The 23,442-nt window shown below is 55.0% G+C and carries 22 protein-coding genes; 4 read left to right on the plus strand and 18 right to left on the minus strand.

Annotated features, from left to right (window positions below; translation table 11 throughout):
* Nucleotides 1-90 precede the first annotated feature (90 nt).
* From dedD to KWG64_RS02755, 8 genes are all read right to left on the minus strand, one after another.
* Nucleotides 91-912, minus strand: coding sequence for a cell division protein DedD (gene dedD / locus KWG64_RS02720; protein WP_195825138.1), 822 nt, complete (start codon nucleotides 910-912; stop codon nucleotides 91-93).
* Entirely contained in the window at nucleotides 902-2,188 is a 1,287-nt protein-coding gene (gene folC / locus KWG64_RS02725; RefSeq protein WP_218520840.1) for a bifunctional tetrahydrofolate synthase/dihydrofolate synthase, read from the minus strand. The genes dedD and folC overlap by 11 nt, the downstream gene beginning before the upstream one ends.
* Before the next feature lie 172 nt (nucleotides 2,189-2,360).
* Complete coding sequence (gene accD, locus KWG64_RS02730) at nucleotides 2,361-3,278, minus strand: acetyl-CoA carboxylase, carboxyltransferase subunit beta (RefSeq protein WP_195816383.1); 918 nt, start codon at nucleotides 3,276-3,278, stop codon at nucleotides 2,361-2,363.
* 262 nt (nucleotides 3,279-3,540) lie between these two features.
* Nucleotides 3,541-4,209: a DedA family protein gene (locus KWG64_RS02735; RefSeq protein ID WP_195816384.1), complete on the minus strand. Its 669-nt coding sequence runs from the start codon at nucleotides 4,207-4,209 to the stop codon at nucleotides 3,541-3,543.
* Between the two features lie 59 nt (nucleotides 4,210-4,268).
* Nucleotides 4,269-5,099 (minus strand): tRNA pseudouridine(38-40) synthase TruA, encoded by an 831-nt coding sequence (gene truA / locus KWG64_RS02740; protein WP_195825142.1) that lies wholly within the window; start codon nucleotides 5,097-5,099, stop codon nucleotides 4,269-4,271.
* Nucleotides 5,100-5,101: 2 nt separating this feature from the next.
* The gene (locus KWG64_RS02745) at nucleotides 5,102-6,112 is read right to left on the minus strand and encodes an aspartate-semialdehyde dehydrogenase (RefSeq protein WP_195816386.1); all 1,011 of its coding nucleotides are present in this window, start codon (nucleotides 6,110-6,112) and stop codon (nucleotides 5,102-5,104) included.
* 127 nt (nucleotides 6,113-6,239) lie between these two features.
* Nucleotides 6,240-7,367, minus strand: a complete 1,128-nt coding sequence (gene pdxB / locus KWG64_RS02750) for a 4-phosphoerythronate dehydrogenase PdxB (protein WP_218520841.1) — start codon at nucleotides 7,365-7,367, stop codon at nucleotides 6,240-6,242.
* An 89-nt stretch (nucleotides 7,368-7,456) separates the two neighbouring features.
* On the minus strand, nucleotides 7,457-8,263 hold the full coding sequence (locus tag KWG64_RS02755) for a helix-turn-helix domain-containing protein (protein WP_218520842.1): 807 nt from the start codon (nucleotides 8,261-8,263) through the stop codon (nucleotides 7,457-7,459).
* 128 nt (nucleotides 8,264-8,391) lie between these two features.
* On the opposite strand from KWG64_RS02755, the gene KWG64_RS02760 reads away from it, so the two are divergent.
* On the plus strand, nucleotides 8,392-9,297 hold the full coding sequence (locus KWG64_RS02760) for a DMT family transporter (protein ID WP_218520843.1): 906 nt from the start codon (nucleotides 8,392-8,394) through the stop codon (nucleotides 9,295-9,297).
* A gap of 231 nt (nucleotides 9,298-9,528) precedes the next feature.
* Nucleotides 9,529-10,578 carry a flagella biosynthesis regulator Flk gene (flk, locus tag KWG64_RS02765; RefSeq protein WP_195825146.1) on the plus strand — a complete coding sequence of 350 codons (1,050 nt, stop codon included), beginning with the start codon at nucleotides 9,529-9,531 and terminating at the stop codon, nucleotides 10,576-10,578.
* A gap of 8 nt (nucleotides 10,579-10,586) precedes the next feature.
* On the opposite strand, the gene KWG64_RS02770 is transcribed toward flk, so the two are convergent.
* A complete protein-coding gene (locus tag KWG64_RS02770; RefSeq protein WP_218520844.1) occupies nucleotides 10,587-11,042 on the minus strand; it encodes a rhodanese-like domain-containing protein in 456 nt (151 codons plus the stop codon).
* A 100-nt stretch (nucleotides 11,043-11,142) separates the two neighbouring features.
* Between KWG64_RS02770 and KWG64_RS02775 the strand changes: the two genes are divergently transcribed.
* Nucleotides 11,143-12,618 carry a PLP-dependent aminotransferase family protein gene (locus KWG64_RS02775; RefSeq protein ID WP_218520845.1) on the plus strand — a complete coding sequence of 492 codons (1,476 nt, stop codon included), beginning with the start codon at nucleotides 11,143-11,145 and terminating at the stop codon, nucleotides 12,616-12,618.
* Here the strand turns inward: KWG64_RS02775 and KWG64_RS02780 are convergent.
* The 4 genes from KWG64_RS02780 to fabB form a co-directional block, all read right to left on the minus strand.
* On the minus strand, nucleotides 12,611-13,735 hold the full coding sequence (locus tag KWG64_RS02780) for an SLC13 family permease (protein WP_218520846.1): 1,125 nt from the start codon (nucleotides 13,733-13,735) through the stop codon (nucleotides 12,611-12,613). The two genes, KWG64_RS02775 and KWG64_RS02780, sit on opposite strands and share 8 nt — an antisense overlap.
* Nucleotides 13,736-13,901: 166 nt before the next feature.
* Nucleotides 13,902-15,380 (minus strand): PepSY domain-containing protein, encoded by a 1,479-nt coding sequence (locus KWG64_RS02785; protein ID WP_218520847.1) that lies wholly within the window; start codon nucleotides 15,378-15,380, stop codon nucleotides 13,902-13,904.
* Between the two features lie 88 nt (nucleotides 15,381-15,468).
* Nucleotides 15,469-15,942 carry a DUF2946 domain-containing protein gene (locus KWG64_RS02790; protein ID WP_218520848.1) on the minus strand — a complete coding sequence of 158 codons (474 nt, stop codon included), beginning with the start codon at nucleotides 15,940-15,942 and terminating at the stop codon, nucleotides 15,469-15,471.
* Nucleotides 15,943-16,170: 228 nt separating this feature from the next.
* Entirely contained in the window at nucleotides 16,171-17,391 is a 1,221-nt protein-coding gene (gene fabB / locus KWG64_RS02795; protein ID WP_101076146.1) for a beta-ketoacyl-ACP synthase I, read from the minus strand.
* Between the two features lie 169 nt (nucleotides 17,392-17,560).
* Between fabB and mnmC the strand changes: the two genes are divergently transcribed.
* Nucleotides 17,561-19,591 carry a bifunctional tRNA (5-methylaminomethyl-2-thiouridine)(34)-methyltransferase MnmD/FAD-dependent 5-carboxymethylaminomethyl-2-thiouridine(34) oxidoreductase MnmC gene (gene mnmC, locus KWG64_RS02800; protein WP_218520849.1) on the plus strand — a complete coding sequence of 677 codons (2,031 nt, stop codon included), beginning with the start codon at nucleotides 17,561-17,563 and terminating at the stop codon, nucleotides 19,589-19,591.
* Between the two features lie 70 nt (nucleotides 19,592-19,661).
* Here the strand turns inward: mnmC and KWG64_RS02805 are convergent, their stop codons facing one another.
* The 5 genes from KWG64_RS02805 to aroC all read right to left on the minus strand — a co-directional run bounded on the left by KWG64_RS02805 (nucleotide 19,662) and on the right by aroC (nucleotide 23,415).
* Nucleotides 19,662-19,940 carry a YfcL family protein gene (locus KWG64_RS02805; RefSeq protein ID WP_101076148.1) on the minus strand — a complete coding sequence of 93 codons (279 nt, stop codon included), beginning with the start codon at nucleotides 19,938-19,940 and terminating at the stop codon, nucleotides 19,662-19,664.
* A gap of 30 nt (nucleotides 19,941-19,970) precedes the next feature.
* Nucleotides 19,971-20,528 (minus strand): elongation factor P hydroxylase, encoded by a 558-nt coding sequence (locus tag KWG64_RS02810; RefSeq protein WP_195824727.1) that lies wholly within the window; start codon nucleotides 20,526-20,528, stop codon nucleotides 19,971-19,973.
* Nucleotides 20,529-20,622: 94 nt separating this feature from the next.
* Nucleotides 20,623-21,423, minus strand: coding sequence for a sulfite exporter TauE/SafE family protein (locus tag KWG64_RS02815; protein ID WP_195816399.1), 801 nt, complete (start codon nucleotides 21,421-21,423; stop codon nucleotides 20,623-20,625).
* A gap of 47 nt (nucleotides 21,424-21,470) precedes the next feature.
* The gene (mepA, locus tag KWG64_RS02820; RefSeq protein ID WP_218520988.1) at nucleotides 21,471-22,244 is read right to left on the minus strand and encodes a penicillin-insensitive murein endopeptidase; all 774 of its coding nucleotides are present in this window, start codon (nucleotides 22,242-22,244) and stop codon (nucleotides 21,471-21,473) included.
* Between the two features lie 85 nt (nucleotides 22,245-22,329).
* Nucleotides 22,330-23,415 (minus strand): chorismate synthase, encoded by a 1,086-nt coding sequence (gene aroC / locus KWG64_RS02825; protein WP_195816400.1) that lies wholly within the window; start codon nucleotides 23,413-23,415, stop codon nucleotides 22,330-22,332.
* Nucleotides 23,416-23,442: the final 27 nt, after the last annotated feature.

A 23,442-nucleotide genomic window follows, 5' to 3' on the forward strand; every position in this document is an offset into this window, starting at 1 on the left:
AAAAAGGGCACAAATCGCTTGTGCCCTCCCTGGTATTTTTTGTGTTTTTAGTGCCTTCCGGCTTCCCCGCTCTCACGGGGAACCGCAAGATTAGTGCGCCGAATAAGCACGCACCTGTCCGCCTAACCCGCTGAGCTGTTGCAGCTGAGGGAGTGAAGCTTCCAGTTTTTGTTTTGACGCATCCGGACCCACATAAAGCCGCGTGATTTGTCCCTGCACCGGCGTCGCCGGAACAGAATAAGCACGGAACCCGGAAAGTCGCAGAGTCGCAACAATCTCGGTCGCTTTCGCCGCATTTTTCAATGCACCGAGCTGTACAACATAAGACTGACCCGCTGGTGCTTTTTCTTCCGGCGCAGGCTTAGGCTGTTCCACGGCTTTCGGTTGTTCAACCGGTTTCGGCTGTTCAGCGACGACCTTCGGTTGTTCTGCCGGCTTCGGCTGTTCGACCGGTTTTGGTTTCACCACCGGTTTGGCTTCCGCCAGCGGTTTAGGTTCAATCACTTTCGGTTTCTGAGGCGCAGGTTTGACCTGGGCCGGTTTCGCTGGCGCCGTTTGCACCGGTTTCTTCTGCTCAGGCAGCGTCGTAACCGGCGGTGCTTCGACCGTCGTGTTCCCCGGCGCTACGTTGCCATGATTGGCGGCATTGGTATTGGTCGCCGCACTGTCGATGTCCTGCGCACCGTTCATGGCCTGATTTGCGCCTTCCGGCGGCTGAGCGGGTAATGACTGCGTGACAGGCGGTACAGAATCCTGTTCCTCAACATCACCCGGTTTTGGCACCAATGGAATAGACGCAAATTCGTCTTCGTAATGCTTTTTCTTGCCGTCGAGTAAACCGGGCAAAATGATAACGCCCAGCGCCACCAGAATGACCGTCCCGACCAGACGATTTTGAAACTTACTTGCCACTGGTTTTCCCCGTGTCGATAGCATCCATTACGTGAGCTACGGTGTGGAACGAACCGCAGACAATCACAATATCCTGAGGAGCCGCCTCCTGCATAGCCTGTCTCCAGGCAGACTCCACATCATCAAACCGGCGCGCCTGAGGCAGGTGCGAGGCCAGTTCTTCAACGCTGGCGCCACGTGGCCCTTCCAGCGGTGCGCAATACCATTCATCCACCTGAGGCGAAAGACAAGCCAGCGTACCGGCAATATCTTTGTCTTTCAACATTCCCACCACCGCACGCACTTTCCCGCCCTGGCGCGGCTGTTCAGCCAGCCGTCCGGCCAGATAAGCCGCGGCGTGCGGGTTGTGCGCAACGTCAAGGATCAGGCGTGGCGATTCACTGACCGTCTGGAAACGCCCCGGCAGTGCAGCACGCTGTAAGCCATTGCGTAACGCATCTTCAGGAATATTCAGCGTCGAATAATGCAACGCGGCCAGCGCCGTCGCGGCATTTGGCAACGGAACATTCGGCAGCGGCAATTCGTCCAGTATGGTGACTTCTTCGCCATCCTGCAAAGCCGCCCAGCGCCAGTTTCCGGCGTTTGCCGCGAAATTCCAGCTCTCACCCCGGCGGTATAAATCTGCGTGTTTCTCTTTTGCCACATCGGCAATAGATTGCGGCATATCCGGCTCACCAACGACGGCTGGCGTGTTTGAACGGAAAATACCGGCTTTCTCGCGGCCAATGCTCTCGCGATCGGAACCCAGCCAGTCAGTATGATCCAGCGCGATGCTGGTGACGACTGATACGTCCGCATCAACAATATTCGTCGCATCCAGACGCCCGCCCAGCCCGACTTCGAGGATAACAATATCCAGCTTCGCCTGTTTGAACAGCTGTAACGCGGACAGCGTGCCGTACTCGAAATAGGTCAGGGAGATATCGCCACGTCCGGCTTCCAGCAGCGCAAAAGAGGCACAGTGCGCAGACTCAGGCAACTCTTCGCCCTGAATACGGACGCGCTCGGTATAGCGGACAAGGTGCGGGGAACTGTAAACGCCCACACGGTAACCCGCTGCCATCAGAATGGCTTCCAGTGTCGCACAGGTGGTGCCTTTGCCGTTGGTTCCTGCGACGGTAAAGACGCATGGCGCAGGTGTCAGCAAATTAAGTTTTGTCGCCACCGCTTTGACCCGGTCAAGGCCAAGCTCGATAGCCTGAGAATGGAGGTTTTCAAGATAATAAAGCCACGTGGCCAAAGGCGACGTGGCTTGAGGGATAAGTTGATTTTGCATGAGCCCCGTTCAACCTGAGTTAGGTTCACTTCGACACTACATCACCAGACTGTGATAGCAGGCAATGCCCTCTTTGTCAGAACTGACGAAGAGTAAAAGCACAGCCAGGAGGTGCCGGGCGGCATAAAACAGGTTACCGCCCGAAAAGCTGACCGGCTTTTACCTCGTCCGATCAGGCATCCTGATGATGGTCAGCGGCAGAGCCGTCGACAGCAGAATGGACGTCAGACACATTCGGCTCCGGTTGACCGGTCAGTTTCGCCAGAACGCTGCCGAGTTTGGCGCGCATGTCCGGACGACGCACGATCATATCAATCGCGCCTTTCTCAATCAGGAATTCACTGCGCTGGAAGCCCGGCGGCAGCTTTTCACGAACTGTTTGCTCGATAACACGTGGACCGGCGAAGCCGATCAGCGCTTTCGGCTCAGCGACGTTGATGTCACCCAGCATTGCCAGGCTGGCAGAAACGCCACCCATGGTCGGGTCAGTCAGCACGGAAATGTACGGCAGACCGCGTTCCTGCAATCTCGCCAATGCGGCGCTGGTTTTCGCCATCTGCATCAGCGACATCAGCGCTTCCTGCATACGCGCACCGCCACTGGCAGAGAAGCATACCAGCGGGCAGTTATCTTCCATCGCCTGTTCAACGGCACGCACAAAGCGGGCACCCACCACCGACGCCATTGAACCGCCCATGAAGGCAAATTCAAAAGAAGCCACCACGATTGGCATGCCGAACAGCGTGCCTTTCATGACGATCAGGGCGTCTTTTTCGTTGGTTTCTTTCTGTGCAGCAACCAGACGATCTTTGTATTTTTTGGAATCTTTAAACTTCAGAACATCTTTAGGCTCAAGCTCGCTGCCTAATTCAACCTCACTACCCTCGTCCATGAAAGTGGACAGACGCATACGCGCGGTAAGACGCATATGGTGGTCGCACTTAGGGCAAACCATGAGGTTGCGCTCAAGCTCGGCGCGGTAAAGGACCTGCCCGCAGCTGTCACATTTAGTCCAGACGCCCTCAGGAATACTTGCCTTACGGGTTTGCGAGTCAGTGCTCTTACTAAGAATTCGTTCAATCCAGCTCATCGATAACCTTTCTGTTTGAACCCGGCCGAAGCCAGTCCGCTGTTCATGCTGTAACAAGTCCCCTGAAACCTACCCAAATACGCCTGCGCACGGAGTGTCAAAAAACCTTACACACCGCATCGCAGAAGGGTTGTTCGCAGGAACAGACCATAAATTGTCGCTCATTAAACCATAACGGCCAGACACTGTGGATAAAAAACTGGTCCACCCTCTGGTTTAATGTCTTAAATTTTAAAGCGCTTGCGCAAAAAATCGCCGCAGATTAATCCTGCTGACGCTTTTCTTTCGCCGCTGCGCGTTTGTGCCGCCAGATTTCTACCACGCCCGGCAGAATCGAAACCACGATGATGGCAACAATCAGCAATTTCAGATTTTCCTGAACAATGGGCAGATCGCCAAACAGATAGCCCGCGTAGGTAAACAGCAGCACCCAAATCAGCGCACCAATCACGTTATAGGCCGCAAAGTGGCGGTAGGACATATGCCCCATACCCGCTACAAACGGCGCAAAAGTCCGGACGATTGGCACGAAGCGCGCAAGAATAATCGTTTTGCCGCCATGTTTCTCGTAAAACTTGTGCGTTTTATCTAAATAACTGCGACGGAAAATTTTCGAATCCGGATTGCTGAACAGCCGTTCACCAAACACCCGTCCGATAGTGTAGTTCACCGCATCGCCGAGGATCGCCGCAATTGCCATCAGCAACACCATCACGTGTACGTTAATGTCATTACTCGGCAATGCCGCCAGCGCACCCGCCACAAACAGCAGCGAATCGCCCGGTAAAAACGGTGTCACCACCAGACCCGTTTCACAAAACAGGATCAGGAACAAAATCCCGTAAACCCAGATGCCGTACTGCGCAACCAGCTCCGCTAAATGCACATCAATATGAAGAATAAAATCAATAATAAAGTGGATAAAACTCATTTGATTTACCGTCCCATGTGTTCTTTAAAACGTGGCGTAAAAATCACGTGTACTGTTCCCTAATCTTCCAGGAACAAGGGGCCCATATTGACCTGAGGTAAGGCAAATTTCTCAGGGTAATCAACAGATACCAGATACAACCCTTCAGGTTTTCCTGTCGCCGCCGCCAGATTGCGATCTTTCGCTGCCAGCAATTCTGCCATCCAGCCTACCGGCTGATTTCCGGCACCGATTTCGACCAGACTGCCGACAATATTTCTCACCATATGATGCACAAAGGCATTCGCCTTGATATCCACCACCACGTAATTGCCGTGGCGGCTGACATTCAGGTGCATCACATAGCGCCACGGCGTGCGCGACTGGCACTGGGACGCACGGAACGACGTAAAATCGTTTTCCCCGAGCAATGCCTGCCCGGCGAGCTGCATCTTTTCGACATCAAGCGGCATGTGGACGTGCGTCACACCGGTATGCAAAATCGCCGAACGGTAGCGATTATTGTAAATCACGTAACGATAACGGCGTGCGGTGGCGCTGAAGCGTGCATGAAAATCTTCAGGAACACTGGCACACCAGCGCACGGCAATATCTTTCGGCAGATGAGTATTCACACCCATCGTCCATGCGGCATCTTTGCGCAAAACCGGCGTATCGAAATGCACCACCTGCCCGGTGGCACTGACACCCGCGTCGGTACGTCCGGCGCAGAGCACCACAATCGGCGCATCTGCCACGCGGCTCAGGGCTTTTTCCAGACATTCCTGGACGCTCGCCGCGCCCTGCTGTCTTTGCCAGCCGTAATATTCACTGCCGTTGTACTCAATGCCTAACGCCACGCGCCCCGCAATAACCGGAGCCGCGACGTCAGCAATTACATCATCGGACATTATCAGTACCAGTATTCGTTAATCAGTTTTTCTGCGGTCTCAACCGCCATCAGGGCACCGCCGAAACGCACGTTGTCTGCCACTGACCAGAATTGCAGTAATTCAGGCACACCGTAGTCATTGCGGATACAACCGATGCTCAGGTTCGCGTTACCGGAAGCGTCGCTGACCTGTGTCGGGAAATCATCTTCTTCGCTGAGGCTGATATCATCGATACGTTCGAGTTCAGTACGTGCTTCTTCCGCAGACAGCGGACGCAAACCTTCGAGATGCACAACCTGCGCATGACCGTAAAATACCGGTGACTGCACGCAGCTGACGGAAATTGGCAGGCCGTCATTTTGCAGAACTTTGCGAACCTGATCGACCAGACGACGTTCCTGAAGAACGCTGCCCTCTTCGTCGCTCACCAGCGGCAACAGGTTAAATGCCAGCTGCTTAGTGAAGATGCCTTCTTCTGCCGGGATGCCGTTGAGCAGACGGGCGCTTTGCCCGGCCAGATCGTCCACGGCGGCTTTACCCAGCGCAGAAACGGACAGCAGAGAAGTAACATGCAGACGGGCAAGCCCGGCCTGTTCGGTCAGCGGCTTGATCGCCGTCAGAAGCTGGCTGGTCAGGCTGTCAGCAACTGCCACGATATTACGGTTACGGTAATGGGACAGCGCGTCAGGGTTCACGCCCGGCACCACCAGCGGAATATCGTTTTCGAGGGAGAACAGACCGCTGCTGTCAATCACCAGACACCCCTGATTGGCGGCTTCTTCGGCATATAACGTCGAGGCTTCGGTACCGGCAACAAAGAACGCCAGCTGAACCTGTGACCAGTCAAACTCGGATGCCAGCTGCACGCGCAGGCTTTTGCCATTAAAGCGCACGGTCTGACCCGCACTGCGGTCGCTGGCCAGCGGAAAGAGTTCACCAACCGGGAACTGACGATCAGCCAATAATTCCAGTAACGCATCACCGACTGCGCCCGTCGCGCCAAGCAGCGCAATATTCCAGCCATCAGACATGTTGGTTTTCTCCAGAAAATAAAAGTACAAATACAAGGGGCGATGAATAATCACCGCCCTGCTTTCAAATAGTTATCGCGTCACTGTAGGCTAAAAAGCTTAAGGCCGTGTTAAGACGGGATTTGAATCAGCCTGGCTGGCTGTTAAATCCGAGCTTTTTCAGGACGTCTGCCGTCGCTGCATCATCGCAAATAACACGTAAAGACGACCACTCGCGGCGTTCTTCATAGAACTTGCGCAGCTTATCGAATTCGCCCGGTTTCCCGGCGACACGGCGCAAAGGCCGGTCATCGCGGCGCACATCATACACTAAGTGAATAAGCCGCAGCAGTTTGGCTTCGCTGAGCGCGCCACGTAAGGTCACTTCGGCAAATTCAGGCGCAGGCAGCAGGGATTCCAGCGGCACAGTTTGCGGTTGTCCGATGAACTGGCTGAACGCTTCGAAAACCTGCGTGGTGCCACGTGCTTTCCCTTCCAGACTGTAACCGGCGATATGCGCGGTTCCGATGGCGACTTTATCGAGCAAGGCCAGCGAAAGATCCGGTTCAGGTTCCCAAACATCCAGCACGGCGGTCAGCTTTTTGCTGCCGTTCAGCGCGTCCAGCAGCGCGGCGTTGTCGACAACTTCGCCGCGACAGGCGTTAATCAGAATGCGGTCAGCCGGCAGACGCGCCAGTAAATCCGCATCGACCAGATGATGCGTGGCATATGCGCCTGACATGTTCAGCGGAGTATGGAATGTCAGAATATCGGCTTCGGCGACCAGTTTTTCCAGCGGCCAGAATTCACCGGCATCGCCACGATCGGCGCGCGGCGGATCGCAAAGCAGCGTACGGACACCCAGCGCTTCCAGACGGGCGTTCAGGCGCGAACCCACATTACCGACGCCAATGATCCCGACCGTTTTGTCGCGCAGCTGAAAACCATCGCGCTGCGCAAGGATCAGGAGTGAAGAAAAGACATATTCCACCACCGCAATCGCATTGCAACCCGGCGCCGCCGAGAAGCCAATACCCTGCGTGGCAAGCCATGCGTCATCAACGTGATCGGTACCCGCTGTTGCGGTACCCACAAATTTCACCGGTTTTCCCTCCAGCAAACTTTCGTTCACTTTCGTCACGGACCGCACCATCAGCGCATCAGCATCATTGAGCGCATCTTGTGGAATTGGGCGGCCAGGCACGGCCTGCACGTTTCCCAACCGGCTAAAAAGCTCGACGGCATACGGCATATTTTCATCAACCAGGATTTTCACGTTTGTCTCCGGCAGCAAGGCCTAAGAAAGAATAGAAAATAAAGAGGACACTGATTTTGCCACGATATGAAATGAGATCCCAACCGGGTTTACCTGTCGTTACGAAAACGTTGTGGCGTGGTGCCGGAAATGTGCTGGAACATGGCGATAAACGCCGACGCCGAGCTGTATCCCACATCCAGCGCAATCTCGTTTACGGTTTTACCCTGCTCTAACAACGAGATGGCATGCAGAAAGCGCAACCGCTGACGCCATTCCGCAAATCCCATGCCTAACTCCTGCTGGCAGCGGCGCGAAAGCGTCCGTTCGGTGGTATAAACCTGCGTCGCCCATTGCGCCAGCAGCGTATTATCTGCCGGATTTTTCTCCAGCGCATTCAGCACCGGCGAGAGCAACTTATCTTCGGAAGTGGGCAGATAGGTATTCTGACGCGGTGCCAGACTGATTTGGTCCAGCAGCACGCGGCACATGCGCAGGTCCGTGTCGGTGACCGGCTCCGACATATTGCGCGAAAAGCAGTCATCCGCAATCGCATTGAAAATGGCCGTCGGTGTCAGCAAACACGGCGTGGAAGGCAGATCTTTATCCAGCGCCGGAGCGATATCAATCGCACAAAATCGCGTCGTTTTGCGGTTATAGCTGGAATGCTCCACACCGGCAGGCACCCAGATCGCAAACTCGCGCGGTGCCAGGTAGCGCTTTCCTCCCACCAGCATCGCCAGAACGCCGGACTTCACGCAGATAATCTGGCTCCACGGATGGGAATGCTGCACATACTCGGAATTCCCTTCAACGATCTCGCCGCGAAACAACAGTGTCACCGGTATTTTTTCCGGCAACGGCGGATAATATCGGGGAGAGGAGGGTTGCTGAGATGAAGCACGTGGAGCTGGCATAAAATCCTTTTGTCTGTGAGCGATATTGCGATTGTCTTAATTGCGTGAACAGTTGTCTGATTATCGTTATATCTAACAAATAAGACAATCGTACACTTGCGTTACGATTTACTCAGGGACAATTTCCAATGAATGTACTTTTTCCGCTGCTGGCCGTGCTGATCTGGTCACTGAATGCGGTCGTCAGCAAGGCGGCTTCAAGTGCGATAGATCCGGCCGCAATCTCTTTCTACCGCTGGCTTCTGGCGCTGGTGACGCTGACACCTTTTATCCTGCCCGGCGTTCTGCGTAACCTGCAAGCCGTCAGACAATACTGGTGGAAACTGCTGATCCTCGGCCTGCTCGGAATGGTGCTTTATCAGAGCCTGGCGTATTACGCCGCGCACAGCGTCAGCGCCCTGTTTATGGGGATCCTCAACTCCCTGATCCCACTGCTGACGGTGCTTATCGGCCTGTTTGTGCTGAGCGTGGTACCGACGGTTGGCGTGGCAGTCGGCAGTATTGTTTCTCTTGGCGGACTCATCTGGCTGGTGAGCTCAGGGGATCCGGCGCAGTTGCTGCAACACGGTATTGGCACCGGGGAGCTGATGATGTTTGCCGCGTCGGCGTCCTACGCGCTGTATGGCGTGCTGACCAAGCGCTGGGCGATCCCGCTGCCTAACTGGCAATCGTTGTACGTGCAGATCATCTTCGGCGTCTTACTGCTGCTGCCTAACTTCCTGATGGCGAAAGATGTCAGCCTGACCGTACACAATATTCCGCTGGTGCTTTTCGCAGGGATCCCGGCGTCAATCATTGCGCCTTTTTTGTGGATCCAGGGCGTTATCCGCCTCGGTGCGAACAAAGCCTCTATTTTCATGAACCTGTCACCCATTTTCACAGCAATCATTGCGGTGTTGTTCCTGCATGAACACCTGCAAAGCTACCATCTGATCGGCGGCGGCATCACGCTGGTCGGCGTTATCCTCGCACAACGTCTGCGCAAGCCATTGTTTGGCCGCAAACCGGGCGAACTGCAAAAAGAAACGCGTTAAACCTCACTGCCATCCCCCGTTCAGGTGGATGGCACCTTCCCCTTTTACGCTTTTGCGTACAGTAAGATGTTTTTACCCGCCGTTTTCAGAAACAATATCCTCATGAATGTTCACCGGGCTGCTATTCACGGTGTCGGTTAAAACACTTTGCAGGTATGATGAGGCGCTTCTGCGCTTTGCGCCGCGCTTACACATCAAGCGACGTTTAAATTTCCAGCGAAGGACGGTGATATGCAACCTTTGAGCGGCCCGGGCATGCCGGTTGGCGACAACAGAACACAGCCCCAGGGTCAGACCGTTCCGGTTAAACCGGGAGGCGAATTACCGCTGACACCGGCACAGCGCACCACGCTGGAAAAGCTGATTGTGAAGCTGATGGCGCTGACTCCCATAAAATCTGCTGAGATCTGGGCCAACCTGCGCCACGATCTTTCGCTGCCTCATGGCGCAGAAATCACCTCATCACAATTTCCTCAGGCGCAGACGTTATTGCAGGGGAAACTGACCCAGGCGCAGGACAGCCACGCGACCCGCCAGCTGATGTTGCAGCTAACCGAGCTGTTGCCGCAGGGCAATAACCGTCAGGCCGTCAGCGATTTTATTCGCCAGAACTTTGGTCATACTGTTCTGAGTCAGCTGACACATCCTCAGCTTCAGCAAGTGCTGGATTTGATCCAGACACGCCAGATGAATATTCCGCAACCCCAGCAGACGCCGGTCACCGATCGTCCGTTGCTGCCTGCGGAACATAACAGCCTGCAACAACTGGTCACTCGCCTCAGCGCGGCGACCGGTGAAGCGCCGGTGAAAGTCTGGCAGGAACTGTTCAATCTGGTGGGCGTAAAAGTCGGCGATTCGATCCCGGCGAAGCATTTTCAGCTGTTAAGCCAGTTCATGCAGGTGAAAGCGTCACTCAGCCAGCAAACCACTGCGCCGACGCTGACCACGCTGCTGAGCGTACTGAAACAACCGGCCAGCACGCATGAAATACGGCAGCTCACCGAGTATGTCGAAAACCGTTTCAGCGCGACGTTATCGACGCCGCTGACGCCGGTTCAGGTCAGCGACCTGATTGGCGTATTGTTCAGCCAGCGCGTTGACCGTTCCCCGCGCGCGGAAGACATCGATGACAGCTTTACCACCGTGTCGCGCACCGATCCGCAGCCGATCATGAATCCTTTCGTAGCCATGTTGCCGCCTTCCATGCAGGCGCTCGGCGGCAAGCCGTTAGTGTTTATCGCTTTTGTGGTCGTCGTACTCTTGCTGTGGGCGGTCTTTTAAGCCGCTGCTCACGCACAGCCACAATCTTCAGGGGCGGAGTCCGCCGGATAAACTCCGCGCGCTTCGCCTTTCACGACCGGATGCCGGTCCCGAGTCCAGAAATCCAGCCCGCCGATCATTTCTTTCACGCGGAACCCCAGCTTCGCCAGTTTGTACGCGCCCTGCGTAGAACCGTTACAGCCAATCCCGTCGCAATACGTCACATACACCACGTCTTTATTGAGATCACGGGTGCTTTCTGCTGTCATATTTTTATGCGGAAAACTGACCGCACCGGGCACATGACCGCGCGCATAATGTTCAGCAGAACGGGTATCAATAACCACAATGCCGGTCACGCCATTTTGTAAATCGGCCGCCACATCCGCGGCATCGGTATAAAAGCTCAGCTTTGACTGCAAATAGGCTGCACTGACTTCGGGAGAAGGCGGTTCGTAAGCCAGAACATAAGACGTCTGCGACATAAAATTTTCCTCTGCAATTTACTGTGTTGAAAACAGGTTCATCATCTCTGTTTTTGGCCTTATGATTAATACCAATTATCACCTATCAATAAGACCCATTATGGCTACCCTGCCCCAACCGTCAGCACTGATTACTCTTTTTGAAAACGCGGGCGAAATGTCCGGCCTGCGCGACCGGCTTTGCTCAGTTCTGCGGCAGGCCATTAATACCGGTGCGCTGGTCGTCGGGGAGCGGCTTCCTTCTTCACGAATGCTGGCTGCCGATTTAAAACTCTCACGCATTACCGTAGAAGCGGCCTATGCGCAGATAGAGGCCGAAGGGTATTTGCAGCGCCATACCGGAAAAGGCACGTTTGTCAGCCAGTCGCTTCCCCGCCCTTCCGCACCGCGTGCGAATGGCAGCGCGCCGGTGAAACTTTCCACGCTTTCAGCACGTGGCCGGAATATTGTGGCAACCGGCGGCTGTAACGACCCGCAATTTCCCAGGGCTTTTGCAGCAGGCTCCCCGGATTTACGCGCGTTTCCCCTGAAAATCTGGAAGCAAATCACCGGTAAACAGCTGCGTACACACGGCGAACGTTTGCTGGGATATGGCGATCCGCAGGGATATTTGCCCCTCCGCGAGGCGATTGCCAGTTATCTGCAACAGTCACGCGGTGTACTGTGTTCCGCTGATCACATCATGATCACCACCAGTTCCCAGCAGGCGCTGCAACTGCTGTCGATGTTGCTGATTGATCCCAACGATACAGTCTGGCTTGAGGAACCCGGTTATCCGGGAGCGCGCAATGCGTTTACCAGTGCCGGTGCGCGCCTTTGTGCGATTCCTGTGGATGAACAGGGCATCAATCCTGCTGCCGACTCTCCTTGGCCGCGCCTGATCTATCTCACGCCTTCTCACCATTATCCGACCGGCGTAAGCCTGAGTCTGCCCCGCCGTCTGCATTTGCTGGATTACGCCAGACGTCACGAAAGCTGGATCATCGAGGACGATTACGACAGCGAACTGCATTACGACGGACGCCCGCTTCCGGCCATGCAGGGGCTGGATAAGCATCAGCAGGTTATTTATCTGGGCACCTTCTCGAAGGTTTTATTCCCGTCGCTGCGTCTGGCTTATATCGTGCTGCCTCCGTCACTGGTCGCACCGATGGTGACGCTGCGCACCGTCAGTGACGGCCATTCTTCACAGCTGATGCAGGCGGTGACGGCTGAATTTATGCAAAGCGGTCATTTCGCCTCGCACCTGCGTCTTTCCCGCCAGCTTTATCACAGCCGCCGCGATCATCTGCTGGAGCAAATCCGGCAAAAAATTGACTGGCTGACCCCGCAGGTTGCCGCCGGAGGCTTACAACTTGCGGCGCATTTGCCCGCCGGACAAGAGCAGCGGCTCAGCGCACTGGCCGCAAAAGCGGGTGTTGAAACACCACGCCTTTCACCGCTGTTTCTCAATCATAGCGAACCGCATGCGCTGCATCGTGATGGCTGGCTTCTGGGCTTTTCAGCCCTTACGCCCGCTGAAATCACCTTCGCCGTTAACCGGCTGGCCGCTCTCGATACCGGCGCGCTCAGCTGACAAACGGAAGCAGGAACCAGCCGGCAAGACCGCTGAACAGCAGAAACGGGAAAGAGTAAAAGTGGAATTTCAGCCAGATTTTTCTGTCATTCGCCATACGCAGCGCAATCAGGTTAGCCAGCGATCCCATCGCCAGACCAAAGCCGCCGGCATTCACGGCGTAGGCGAGTAACGGGCCGGAAGGCAGATAGTTGATCATCAGGATCGTCGCCGGAACGTTGCTGATCACCTGAGATAAACCGATGCTCAGCAAATAATGTCCGTAATCCGGCAGCCCGTGAATGCGCGCGAAGACCGGCTGTAAAACGTCTAACCCGACAATCAGGCGTACATCGATAAACATCACGATAAACACCAGAATCAGCGGCCAGTCGATCCGCAACAGGACTTTTCGCGCCAGCAGCAGAAAACACAAAATCACCGCGAGCAATCCGTACAGCGCCAGCCCTAGATCCACGCAGGCTATAAACACGACATACAACACACCGCAGCTGGCTAAAAGGCGTTTCTGAAACGGATAGCCCTGATTGTTCGCCGTTTTTTTAAGGCTGCGCGACGGGAAACAAAAGCCGGTGACAATCAGCAATGCAACCAGCGTTACCAGCGCCAGCGGAGCCATTTGCCCGATAAAATGCAGGAATGACTGGCCGGATTTATTCCATAAAAGGATATTTTGCGGATTGCCAATCGGTGTCAGTAATGAGCCCGCATTCACCGCCAGCGCTTCGAAAATGATCAGCCGCGTAACCGGCAGCGACGTTAGTTTTTTCAACGTAATCGTCAGCGGGATCACGATAAACAGCGCAACATCATTGGTCATAAAGGTGGAAAGCACGGCGGCAGCCGTAACCAGAAACAGCGCCAGCCTGCGTTCGTTGTCGATGGCGTTAATCATCTTGCGGCCAACAAAATCAAAGTAGCCGCTGACCTCAACGCCTTTGGTCAGCATCAGCAGGCCGAGCAAGGTGATGATGGTGTCCCAGTCGACGAACTGCGGAAACTGCATGATTTTCTCAGTCTGGAAGAGCGTCAGAACGACGCCCAGCAACACCAGAAGATGCAAGAATCTGTCGCGAAGAAAGGGTTTAAAAACTGTGCTGAAAGCCGTTGTAAGCATGGTTTTTCTTAATTAAAAAAGCCGGTTATCCGATGCGCTGACGTTACCCGAAGAAATTAATTGCTGCCACTCCAAAAGTGATTTCCCCGAGGCATCGCGCAAATAAAAAACCGGCACTGCAAATATTGCAGTGCCGGAAGGAAATTCACCTCAAAAAAGCCCGAATTCAGCTCAGGGCTGAGGCCGTTTTCAGCGCCTTTTTCTGACGCTGCCAGCGCACAATATCAATGAGCAGGAATATCAGCAGGCTGCCGCCCATGACCGGCAATGAAATGGCTAACCCCAGAGTGACCAGCGCTATCGGGCATTGCAGGGCAAAAGGCACCCGTTTCCAGGTTTGCAACAAGGTGATGGCCGGGCTGCTGCTGCCGGCATCGCCCTGACGGCGCAGCCACCACAACCGGTATCCCCAGGCAATCATCGCGCAAAGCCCGGTGCCAAAGACAACCAGAATGACCTGATTCCAGACACCAAACAGGATGCCCATGTGAGCATCAACGCCCCAGCGCGTGAGTTTCGCCAGCAGCGGGAAGTCCGCAAAACGCACGTGATCGGTAATCTGTAATGAAGCCGGATCCACGGAAACCGCATCAACCCGTGTCGGCCAGCTGCGGTCAACTTCCGTCACCGTCCACGCTTTACCGGCGGTATAAGCCGGGCGGATTTCTATCCGGTGCGCCTCAATACCTGACGCCCTTGCCGCCTGAACAACGGCATCGAAAGTGAGCGCGGAAACCGCCACCGTGGCCGGTGCGGCGGGCATCACATCACCCGACATGTCCATACCAGGCATATCGGGCATGTCAGCCATATGTGCATGATGTTCTGCATGTTCGTCTGCCGGGGCAGCCACTAACTCAGGAGATAAACTGGTTTTGACCGCCGGTGTCATCCAGCCCATGTGGGCACGCAAGACGCCGATATTGTCCCCTGCCCACTGCGACCACGTCAGCCCCGTCGCGGAAAAGAACAACAGTCCGGCCAGCAGAATCACGCCCAGCGTGCTGTGCCAGTGGCGGCTGCGCTGCTGCTTTGCAATTTTTTCGCTCAGCTTGCGTGACGTACGGTTTTTTTTGCGTCCGGTGAACCAGAGAACGACGCCGCCCAGCGCGGCTACCCATAACCACGAGGCGGCCAGTTCACTGTACACGCGACCAATATCGCCCAGTAACAGCCCGCGATGTAAATCATCCAGCCAGGTGCGGAACGGCAGAATCCCACTGGTTCCGTAAACTGTCATGTCGCCTTTTACCGCCAGCGTCACCGGGTCGATGAATATTGCCCGGCTTTTGGACGCGCCCAACTGCGGATCAGAAAACATCACCCGCGTGGTATCTCCGCGTTCCGGCGCGGGTCTGACGGCATAAATTTTTGGATTTACCCCCGCCACGTTTATCGCCGCCTCTGTCTGGCGTGAAAGCGGCTGTGATGCGCCCTGTGAATCGGTAAATAGCGCGTCCGAGTACAGGTAATTTTCGAACTGCGGCGTCAGCACATACAGTGTACCGGTCAGCGCAGCGACGAAAATAAACGGCCCGACAAACAGACCAATATAAAAATGCAGACGCCGCAACAGGGCGAGAAACGCGGTTTGCGCAGACAGTTTTTCCCCCGCGTTTGCACGCAGGTTTGCAGGCTGATTCATAAATCTGATTTCCTGAATTTCAAATAGCACATCGCTAACGGCGAAAAATCGTCGTTAACCTGAAAAGGAATGGCTTAAAAAGGGAAGATCAGAAAACAGGCGGAGCGCGGGGTTGTGAATCAGTAAAGAACAGCGAAGGTACATAACGTTGTTTGAGAGAACGCGGAGGCGCACGGCTGGAAAGCTCCAGCGACCAGAGCATCGGCATGGCCTGTAAACCGAGCAGCGGTAAATGCGCCAGCAGCACACAATAACCGCAGGCAGCATCGCTCATATCGCCGGAAAGCAACCCTTTCCCGGTGTCATGTTGCGCCGTTTTACAGGCTTGCGGATGGCAATGTTCACCTGATGTTTCGGTGTCTGACAACTCCATGTCAGCCATTTCCCCGTCCGGCATGTCCATATCGGACATCACCATTCCGGGCATCATCATGTGCTGCGCACCCTCAGCCACCCGTGATTTAGAAACCACCGGTGCGATAAACAACATCAAAATCGCCACAATACCCAGCCAGGCCGGGAAGTGCCGATGTCGGTGATGGAGGCGTTGGAATGAGAGCATTATGTCAACAAGGTGAAAATAATAAGCGGCGAAATTGTACCTGAAATGTTGGATTAGATATCCAAAATCATTCGAGTTGCATCAAGGCGGCAAGTGAATGAACCTGGGAGCTTACTGAAGTAAGTGACCGGGGTGAACGAACGAAGCCAACGCAGAGGCGGCTTGAAGGATGAAGGATATAAAAAGCCCGCATTAAGCGGGCTTCAATTTATGGCTTAACGACAGGAATTATTTGTCGTTTTTCAGCTTACGCATCACCAGAGTGGCGTTGGTGCCACCGAAGCCGAAGCTGTTGGACATCACAGTCGTCAGCTCGCGCTGAGTCGGTTTAGTGATGATATCCATGCCTTCTGCCTGCTCATCGAGGTTTTCGATGTTGATGCTTGGCGCGATGAAACCGTGTTCAGCCATCAGCAAGGTGTAGATAGCTTCCTGCACGCCCGCGGCACCCAGAGAGTGACCGGTCATGGCTTTGGTGGAAGACAGTGCCGGAGTTTTGGAACCGAACACTTCACGGATTGCACCCAGTTCTTTCACGTCGCCGACAGGGGTAGAAGTCCCGTGAACGTTAACGTAATCGATTGGGGTATCCACGCCGTTCATTGCCATTTTCATGCAACGCACTGCGCCTTCGCCAGATGGAGCTACCATGTCTGCGCCGTCAGACGTTGCGCCGTAGCCAACGATTTCTGCGTAGATATGTGCGCCACGTGCCAGAGCGTGTTCCAGCTCTTCAACCACGACCATACCGCCGCCGCCTGCAATGACGAAACCGTCACGCGCTTTGTCATAGGTACGGGAGGCTTTTTCAGGGGTTTCGTTGTAGCTGGTGGACAATGCGCCCATCGCGTCGAACTCACACGCCATTTCCCAGCACAGTTCTTCACCGCCACCGGCAAAGACAACGTCCTGTTTGCCGAGCTGAATCATTTCTACCGCGTTACCGATGCAGTGAGCAGAGGTTGCGCAAGCAGAGCTGATGGAATAGTTAACGCCACGAATTTTGAACGGGGTTGCGAGGCAGGCAGAAACGCCGGAAGCCATCGCTTTGGTCACCATGTAAGGGCCAACGCCGCGCAGGCCTTTGGCACGCATGCCGTCGGAACCCGCAACCTGGTTGCGTGGAGAACCGCCACCGGAACCTGCAATCAGGCCGGTACGTTCGTTAGAAACCATTTCAGGGGTCAGACCGGAGTCTTCAATCGCCTGTTGCATGGAAAGGTAAGCGTAGATCGAGGCATCACTCATGAAACGCACAATCTTACGATCGATAAGGCCTGCGGTGTCTAATTTGACATCACCCCAGACGTGACTACGCATCCCGGCATCTTTCAGCTCTTGCGAGAAGGTGATCCCAGAGCGACCTTCCTGCAGAGATGCAAGAACTTCCTGCTTGTTGTTACCGATGCTCGAGATGATACCCAGGCCAGTAATCACTGCACGTTTCATTTAATACCTCTTGTACTATTCACCATTTGGGATTTCGTCACGCACTCTAGCGTACAGTTGTACGCCGAACAAGTCCGATCAGCAATTCCTTGTGTAAATCGCGGTAAATTTGCGCGAGGTCAAACGCAGCGTTAAACTCCGGCATCGCCTTGAACTGAGAGAGTTTCACGTGAGCCATAACCCGATCACGCCGGCTGAATTAAGCTGGAACGAACAGGGTACACCTGTTTCCCGACATTTTGATGACGTCTATTTTTCCAATCAGGACGGCTTGTTGGAAACACGTCATGTCTTTCTGAATGGCAACCATTTTCCGGCGCGTTTTTCCGCCCACCCTCGCCCGCTTTGCATCATTGCCGAAACCGGTTTTGGCACCGGGCTGAACTTCCTGACGCTGTGGCAGGCGTTCGATGCTTTCCGTGCTGAAAGCCCCGACGCTACGCTGCAACGCCTGCATTTCATCAGCTACGAAAAATTCCCCTTATCCGCCAGCGATCTGGCTGCTGCCCATGCGCAATGGCCTGAACTGGCCGCGTATTCCGCCGAACTTTGCGAACAATGGCCGATGCCGTTCGCCGGCTGTCACCGCCTTTTACTCGCGGGCGGGCGCATCACGCTCGACCTGTGGTTTGGCGATGTGACTACCCTGCTGCCTGCATGTGACACCAGTATGAATCAGCAGGTCGATGCCTGGTTCCTGGACGGATTTGCGCCATCAAAGAATCCGGACATGTGGACGGAAGAACTCTTCCGTTCGATGGCCAAAATGACCCGCCCGCAGGGAACGTTCGCCACTTTCACGGTCGCCGGTTTTGTGCGTCGCGGCTTGCAGGACGCAGGTTTTGACATCGCAAAAGTGCCCGGATTCGGTGAAAAGCGGCATATGTTATCCGGCGTTTTGCCCGCGGGAATTGATATTCCTCATCCTGCGCCGTGGTATTTCCGCCCGCCTGCTAAAAATGCCACTGAATTTGCGATTCTTGGCGGCGGCGTCGCCAGTGCCGTACTTTCGCTGGCGCTGTTGCGCCGTGGTTATGCCGTAACGCTGTACTGCGCCGATGAAAAACCGGCGCTGGGCGCATCCGGTAACCGTCAGGGCGCGGTTTATCCGCTGCTCAATGGCCGGGGCGACACGCTGGAACAGTTCTTTGCACATGCCTTTACGTTCGCCCGTCGCCAGTATTTCCAGCTGGAAAAGCTGGGCGTGCCTTTTGATCACGGCTGGAGTGGTGTTACCCAACTTGGGTATGACGAAAAAAGTCAGGGCAAAATTGAAGGAATTTTGGGCGGCGACTGGCCGGAAGGGCTGGCGAAAGGGCTGAGTGAAACCGATGTCGAAGCCTTATGCGGATTGCCTTGCGGCAGCGGCGGTATTACCTATCCGCTTGGCGCATGGTTATGCCCTGCGGAGCTGACCGCCTCGCTGCTCGCACTGGCGCAAACGCAGGGATTAGCGGTGCATTATCGCCAGCGGGTCACGGAATTAAGCCGCGACGCAAACGAAAGCTGGACGCTGAAATTTGCCGACGGGCATGAAACCCGCCATCAGGCTGTGGTGCTGGCAAATGGCGCAAATATCACTGATTTCGTGCAAAGTGAAAAACTGCCGGTCTACGCGGTCAGCGGTCAGGTTTCACATATTCCCACCACGCCGGAACTGAGCAAGCTCAGACAAGTGTTGTGCTACGACGGCTACCTGACGCCGGTGAACCCACTCAACCAGCATCATTGCATCGGTGCCAGCTATCATCGCGCCGATAAATGTACGGATTACCGCGAAGATGATCAGCAGGAAAACCGTCAGCGTTTGCTGAACTGTCTGCCGGAGCAACAATGGCCGAAAGATGTGGATGTCAGTGACGCACAGGCGCGGAACGGCGTGCGTTGCGCCACACGCGACCACCTGCCAATGATCGGGTCCGTTTCCGATTACGAGGCGCTATTAGAAAGTTATCAGAAGTTAGATCTCGACGTTCAGCGCCATCGTCCGGTCGCCAATGCGCCGGTGCATGAGAATCTTTTCCTGTTTGGCGCACTCGGCTCGCGTGGTCTGAGTTCTGCACCGCTCGGTGCCGAAGTGCTGGTCGCGCAGATTGCCGGTGAGCCAATGCCGCTGGACAGTGAAACGCTGGCCGCGCTGAATCCGAACCGGATGTGGGTAAGAAAATTACTCAAAGGCCGCCCGGTCGAATCCCGCTGATTGCCCTTTTCAGGCAATAAAAAAGCGCAGCCGTAACACCGTGCTGCGCTTTTTTTTACAGAAATCCCGGCTAGTTTGGTAAAGAAGCCTGATACAAAGTCTCCCACATCCCCTGAACCAGAGCCTGATCGCGCGGTGATAATTCACCGGCTTTGATGGCTTTATCCAGGCCATCCTGAACACGAATTTTCAGCGCTTCGGCGGTATGTTCGCCATTCTCTTCCGCCTCGGCAACCGCGACGGTCAGATGGCCCCGCAGATAACCGCTGGCAAATAATTCATCGTCGCTGGCGCTTTCGACCATGTCGTCGATCAGCGTTAAAATCCGCGTTTCAAATTCTGCGATCATTACTCTTCCTCGTATCCGGACTCTGTTTTTTTATTCAATCGGCTGCAACGCAGGGAAATCTGCAGGCGTTAAAGGGGCGGTATTGTAAAACGATTGTAACGCTTTAATAAAGCGCGCCGGTCTTTCAGGGATGCCCTGATCCAGCATGCGGAGCACTTCCTCACGCACTTTGTTCTGGAAGCCCACGCGGTCTGGCTCGCAATCGCCGCTCAGGTTGTCACAGCTCACGTTGAAATTAAAGCCGGCAGCGACGCAGAACAGCCATTCATAAGACTGAGGTTTGATTTCGACTTTTTCGAATTCGCTTTGGGTTTGCGCATCGCGGCCATCCGGGCAATACCAGTAACCGAAATCCACCAGCTTGCGGCGTTCAGCGCCTGCGACGCACCAGTGGGAAATCTCGTGCATCCCGCTGGCGTAATAGCCGTGTGCAAACACAATGCGGTTAAACGGTTCCTGCTCATCGGCGGGCAGGTAGATCGGTTCGTCGTCGCCTTTCACCAGGCGCACGTTGAATTCCTCAAAGAAACAGGAATCAAAAATGTCCATCAATTGATGATAGTTATGTGTTGCAGTCGAATCAGACATATTTGCTGTGAAACTCTGTAAGTAAGATCAGGGGCGACAATATACCCTTGATTGAATGACCTATTTCATGACTTCGGGCAAGCATTCTGCAGCTTCAAATATGGAGGGCAAGCCACTGGTGGATTTCAGCACCGTGGTTGTCATAAATAAGTTTACAGCTCATCACCACGGAAACCACCACCACCATCGGGCGGATCATCTTCTGGCCTTTGCTGAGTACCATCCGCGCGCCGAGACGTGCGCCGATAAACTGCCCTGCCATCATCACAAATCCTAATCCCCAGACCACTTTGCCGCCCAAAATGAAGAACAGCAGGCCACCAAAGTTTGAGGTGAAGTTCAGAACCTTGGCGTGCGCCGTGGCTTTCGCGAGATTAAATCCGCATAACGTCACAAAGCCAAGTGCGTAAAACGAACCGGCGCCAGGGCCGAAAAAGCCATCATAAAACCCGACGCAGCCGCCACCGACCAGCGCATAAGGCAGCGCAGACAGACGCCGCTGGCGATCGCTTTCGCCCAGTTTCGGGGTTAGCAGGAAATACAGCCCGATGCAGATGATCAGCAGCGGCAGGATCTGGCGCAGCATATCGGCCTGTAAGCGCTGGATCAGGATCGCACCCAGCACAGAACCCACAAACGTGCAGGCAATGTTGAGCTTCTGATCGTTAAGATCCACCACTTTCCGGCGCACGAAATACAGGCTGGCGGAGAAAGAACCGCCTACCGCCGAAAGCTTGTTGGTTGCAATCGCCTGAGCCGGAGAAACCCCGGCTGCCAGCAATGCAGGCAGGCTGATAAGGCCGCCACCGCCTGCGATTGAATCAATAAATCCCGCCACTAACGCGACTAAAAACAGAACACCTACGACCCAGGGGGCAACAATCAACCAGTCCATTTTTCTATCAGTCCCGCTTTACGTGGCGAAGAGTTATTGAAACGTTGTTAAAGAACGTGTTTATCCAGCAGCGCCTGACACGTTGGCGGCAGCGGAGGTGGCTCAGATTTCACCGGTTTACCTGTCGGAGGTTTCGGTGGCAGGAACCAGCTTTGCAGCTCGGCACCACATCCGTCACCCGGAGGCGGCGGAGCCTGATTTTCACATTCGGTACTGCCTGCCGGGCAACGCAGACGCACATGCATATGCGCACGATGGCCAAACCACGGACGCACTTTGTGCAGCCATTCACGGTCAGCGCCCGCATCCTGACAAAGCTGTTGTTTGATCGCCGCATTCACAAAAATGCGCACCACGTCTTTATCCTGCGCTGCCATTTTGATCAGCGTTTCGATACGCGGTTGCCATTGACTCGGCACAATAGACTTGCCGTTAGCACTGACCAGATCGATAGGCTGTGGTTTCAGCAACATCTGCTCGCTCCAGCGCTGACGGGGCAGTTGCAGCCAGATATCCACATCCAGCCCGGACTGATGGCTGGCATGTCCGCTGCTGAAACGCCCGCCCGCAGGCATCGCCATATCGCCGACCAGCATGGTTCCCAGCCCTTTTTGCTGCGCCTGAGTACCGAGTCGCGTGATGAACGCCAGTAAATCCGGCTGGCCGAAATAACGACGCTGATCGGTACGCATTACCTGATAATCCGGTGAATTCAGCGGCAAAGGTTGTGCACCAATCTGACATCCGTTGGCGTAACTTCCTACTGCCTGCGGCGCGCCGGAAATCGGTTGAGTAATTTTCTGCCAGGGCGTTGCCGCCATAGCCGGTGCGCAGAGCGCGAGCGCCAGAAGACTGGCGCAGGCGGTTTTAAACGCAGGAACGTTGCGTAAGAATTTCATCGAAGGCTTACCAGCGTGGCACAGTAGAATGAACGTCGCCGTTCTGGGCACGCTGACGCAGCAGGTGATCCATCAGCACAATCGCCATCATGGCTTCGGCGATTGGCACGGCGCGGATCCCCACGCACGGATCATGACGGCCTTTGGTGATCATCTCGACCTGCTCGCCTTCACGGTTAATGGTGCGTCCCGGAACGGTGATGCTGGACGTTGGTTTCAGCGCCAGATGCGCAACCACCGGCTGACCGCTGCTGATCCCGCCAAGAATGCCGCCCGCGTGATTGCTTTCAAAACCGTTTGGCGTAATTTCGTCACGGTTTTCGCTGCCACGTTTGCTGACCACGGCAAAACCGTCACCGATTTCCACGCCTTTTACGGCATTGATGCTCATCAGCGCATGCGCCAGATCGGCATCGAGACGGTCGAATACCGGCTCGCCAAGGCCAACCGGCACATGCTCGGCAACCACGGTAATTTTGGCACCAATCGAGTCGCCTTCTTTTTTCAGGCTGCGCATCAGTTCGTCCAGCGCTTCGAGTTTGCTTTCATCCGGGCAGAAGAACGGGTTGGTTTCGACCAGATCCCAGTCTTTCAGTTCGCAGGTAATGTCGCCCATCTGGGACATATAGCCGCGCACTTTAACGCCGAATTTTTCGAGCAGGTATTTCTTCGCGACCGCGCCTGCGGCCACGCGCATTGCGGTTTCACGGGCAGAAGAACGGCCGCCACCGCGATAGTCGCGTACGCCGTATTTTTGTTCGTAGGTGTAATCGGCATGGCCCGGACGGAATACGTCTTTGATCGCGCTGTAATCCTGCGAGCGCTGGTCGGTATTCTGGATAATCAGGCCGATGCTGGTTCCCGTCGTTACGCCTTCAAATACGCCGGACAGGATTTTGACTTCATCCGCTTCACGGCGCTGCGTGGTGTAACGCGAGGTTCCCGGACGACGACGGTCGAGGTCGTGTTGCAGGTCTGCTTCTGTCAGCGAGATGCCCGGCGGTACGCCGTCAATGATGCAGCCGAGTGCCACACCGTGAGATTCGCCGAAGGTGGTGACGCGGAAAAACTGCCCAATACTGTTCCCTGCCATCACGGCTCCTTAACCAATTATAAGTTG

This window comes from Rahnella sp. PD12R (assembly GCF_019200965.1).
GTDB lineage: Bacteria > Pseudomonadota > Gammaproteobacteria > Enterobacterales > Enterobacteriaceae > Rahnella > Rahnella laticis.

Excerpts from the sequence above, each read along its gene's own strand:
- truA (WP_195825142.1), bottom strand. The coding sequence starts at position 5,099 with ATGTCCGATGATGTAATTGCTGACGTCGCGGCTCCGGTTATTGCGGGG.
- KWG64_RS02805 (WP_101076148.1), bottom strand. The coding sequence starts at position 19,940 with ATGATCGCAGAATTTGAAACGCGGATTTTAACGCTGATCGACGACATG.
- KWG64_RS02745 (WP_195816386.1), bottom strand. The coding sequence starts at position 6,112 with ATGTCTGATGGCTGGAATATTGCGCTGCTTGGCGCGACGGGCGCAGTC.
- KWG64_RS02780 (WP_218520846.1), bottom strand. The coding sequence starts at position 13,735 with ATGCTTACAACGGCTTTCAGCACAGTTTTTAAACCCTTTCTTCGCGAC.
- accD (WP_195816383.1), bottom strand. The coding sequence starts at position 3,278 with ATGAGCTGGATTGAACGAATTCTTAGTAAGAGCACTGACTCGCAAACC.
- KWG64_RS02810 (WP_195824727.1), bottom strand. The coding sequence starts at position 20,528 with ATGTCTGATTCGACTGCAACACATAACTATCATCAATTGATGGACATT.
- aroC (WP_195816400.1), bottom strand. The coding sequence starts at position 23,415 with ATGGCAGGGAACAGTATTGGGCAGTTTTTCCGCGTCACCACCTTCGGC.
- KWG64_RS02775 (WP_218520845.1), top strand. The coding sequence starts at position 11,143 with ATGGCTACCCTGCCCCAACCGTCAGCACTGATTACTCTTTTTGAAAAC.
- folC (WP_218520840.1), bottom strand. The coding sequence starts at position 2,188 with ATGCAAAATCAACTTATCCCTCAAGCCACGTCGCCTTTGGCCACGTGG.
- KWG64_RS02760 (WP_218520843.1), top strand. The coding sequence starts at position 8,392 with ATGAATGTACTTTTTCCGCTGCTGGCCGTGCTGATCTGGTCACTGAAT.
- flk (WP_195825146.1), top strand. The coding sequence starts at position 9,529 with ATGCAACCTTTGAGCGGCCCGGGCATGCCGGTTGGCGACAACAGAACA.
- KWG64_RS02735 (WP_195816384.1), bottom strand. The coding sequence starts at position 4,209 with ATGAGTTTTATCCACTTTATTATTGATTTTATTCTTCATATTGATGTG.
- mepA (WP_218520988.1), bottom strand. The coding sequence starts at position 22,244 with ATGGCGGCAACGCCCTGGCAGAAAATTACTCAACCGATTTCCGGCGCG.
- KWG64_RS02815 (WP_195816399.1), bottom strand. The coding sequence starts at position 21,423 with ATGGACTGGTTGATTGTTGCCCCCTGGGTCGTAGGTGTTCTGTTTTTA.
- fabB (WP_101076146.1), bottom strand. The coding sequence starts at position 17,391 with ATGAAACGTGCAGTGATTACTGGCCTGGGTATCATCTCGAGCATCGGT.
- KWG64_RS02755 (WP_218520842.1), bottom strand. The coding sequence starts at position 8,263 with ATGCCAGCTCCACGTGCTTCATCTCAGCAACCCTCCTCTCCCCGATAT.
- KWG64_RS02770 (WP_218520844.1), bottom strand. The coding sequence starts at position 11,042 with ATGTCGCAGACGTCTTATGTTCTGGCTTACGAACCGCCTTCTCCCGAA.
- KWG64_RS02790 (WP_218520848.1), bottom strand. The coding sequence starts at position 15,942 with ATGCTCTCATTCCAACGCCTCCATCACCGACATCGGCACTTCCCGGCC.
- KWG64_RS02785 (WP_218520847.1), bottom strand. The coding sequence starts at position 15,380 with ATGAATCAGCCTGCAAACCTGCGTGCAAACGCGGGGGAAAAACTGTCT.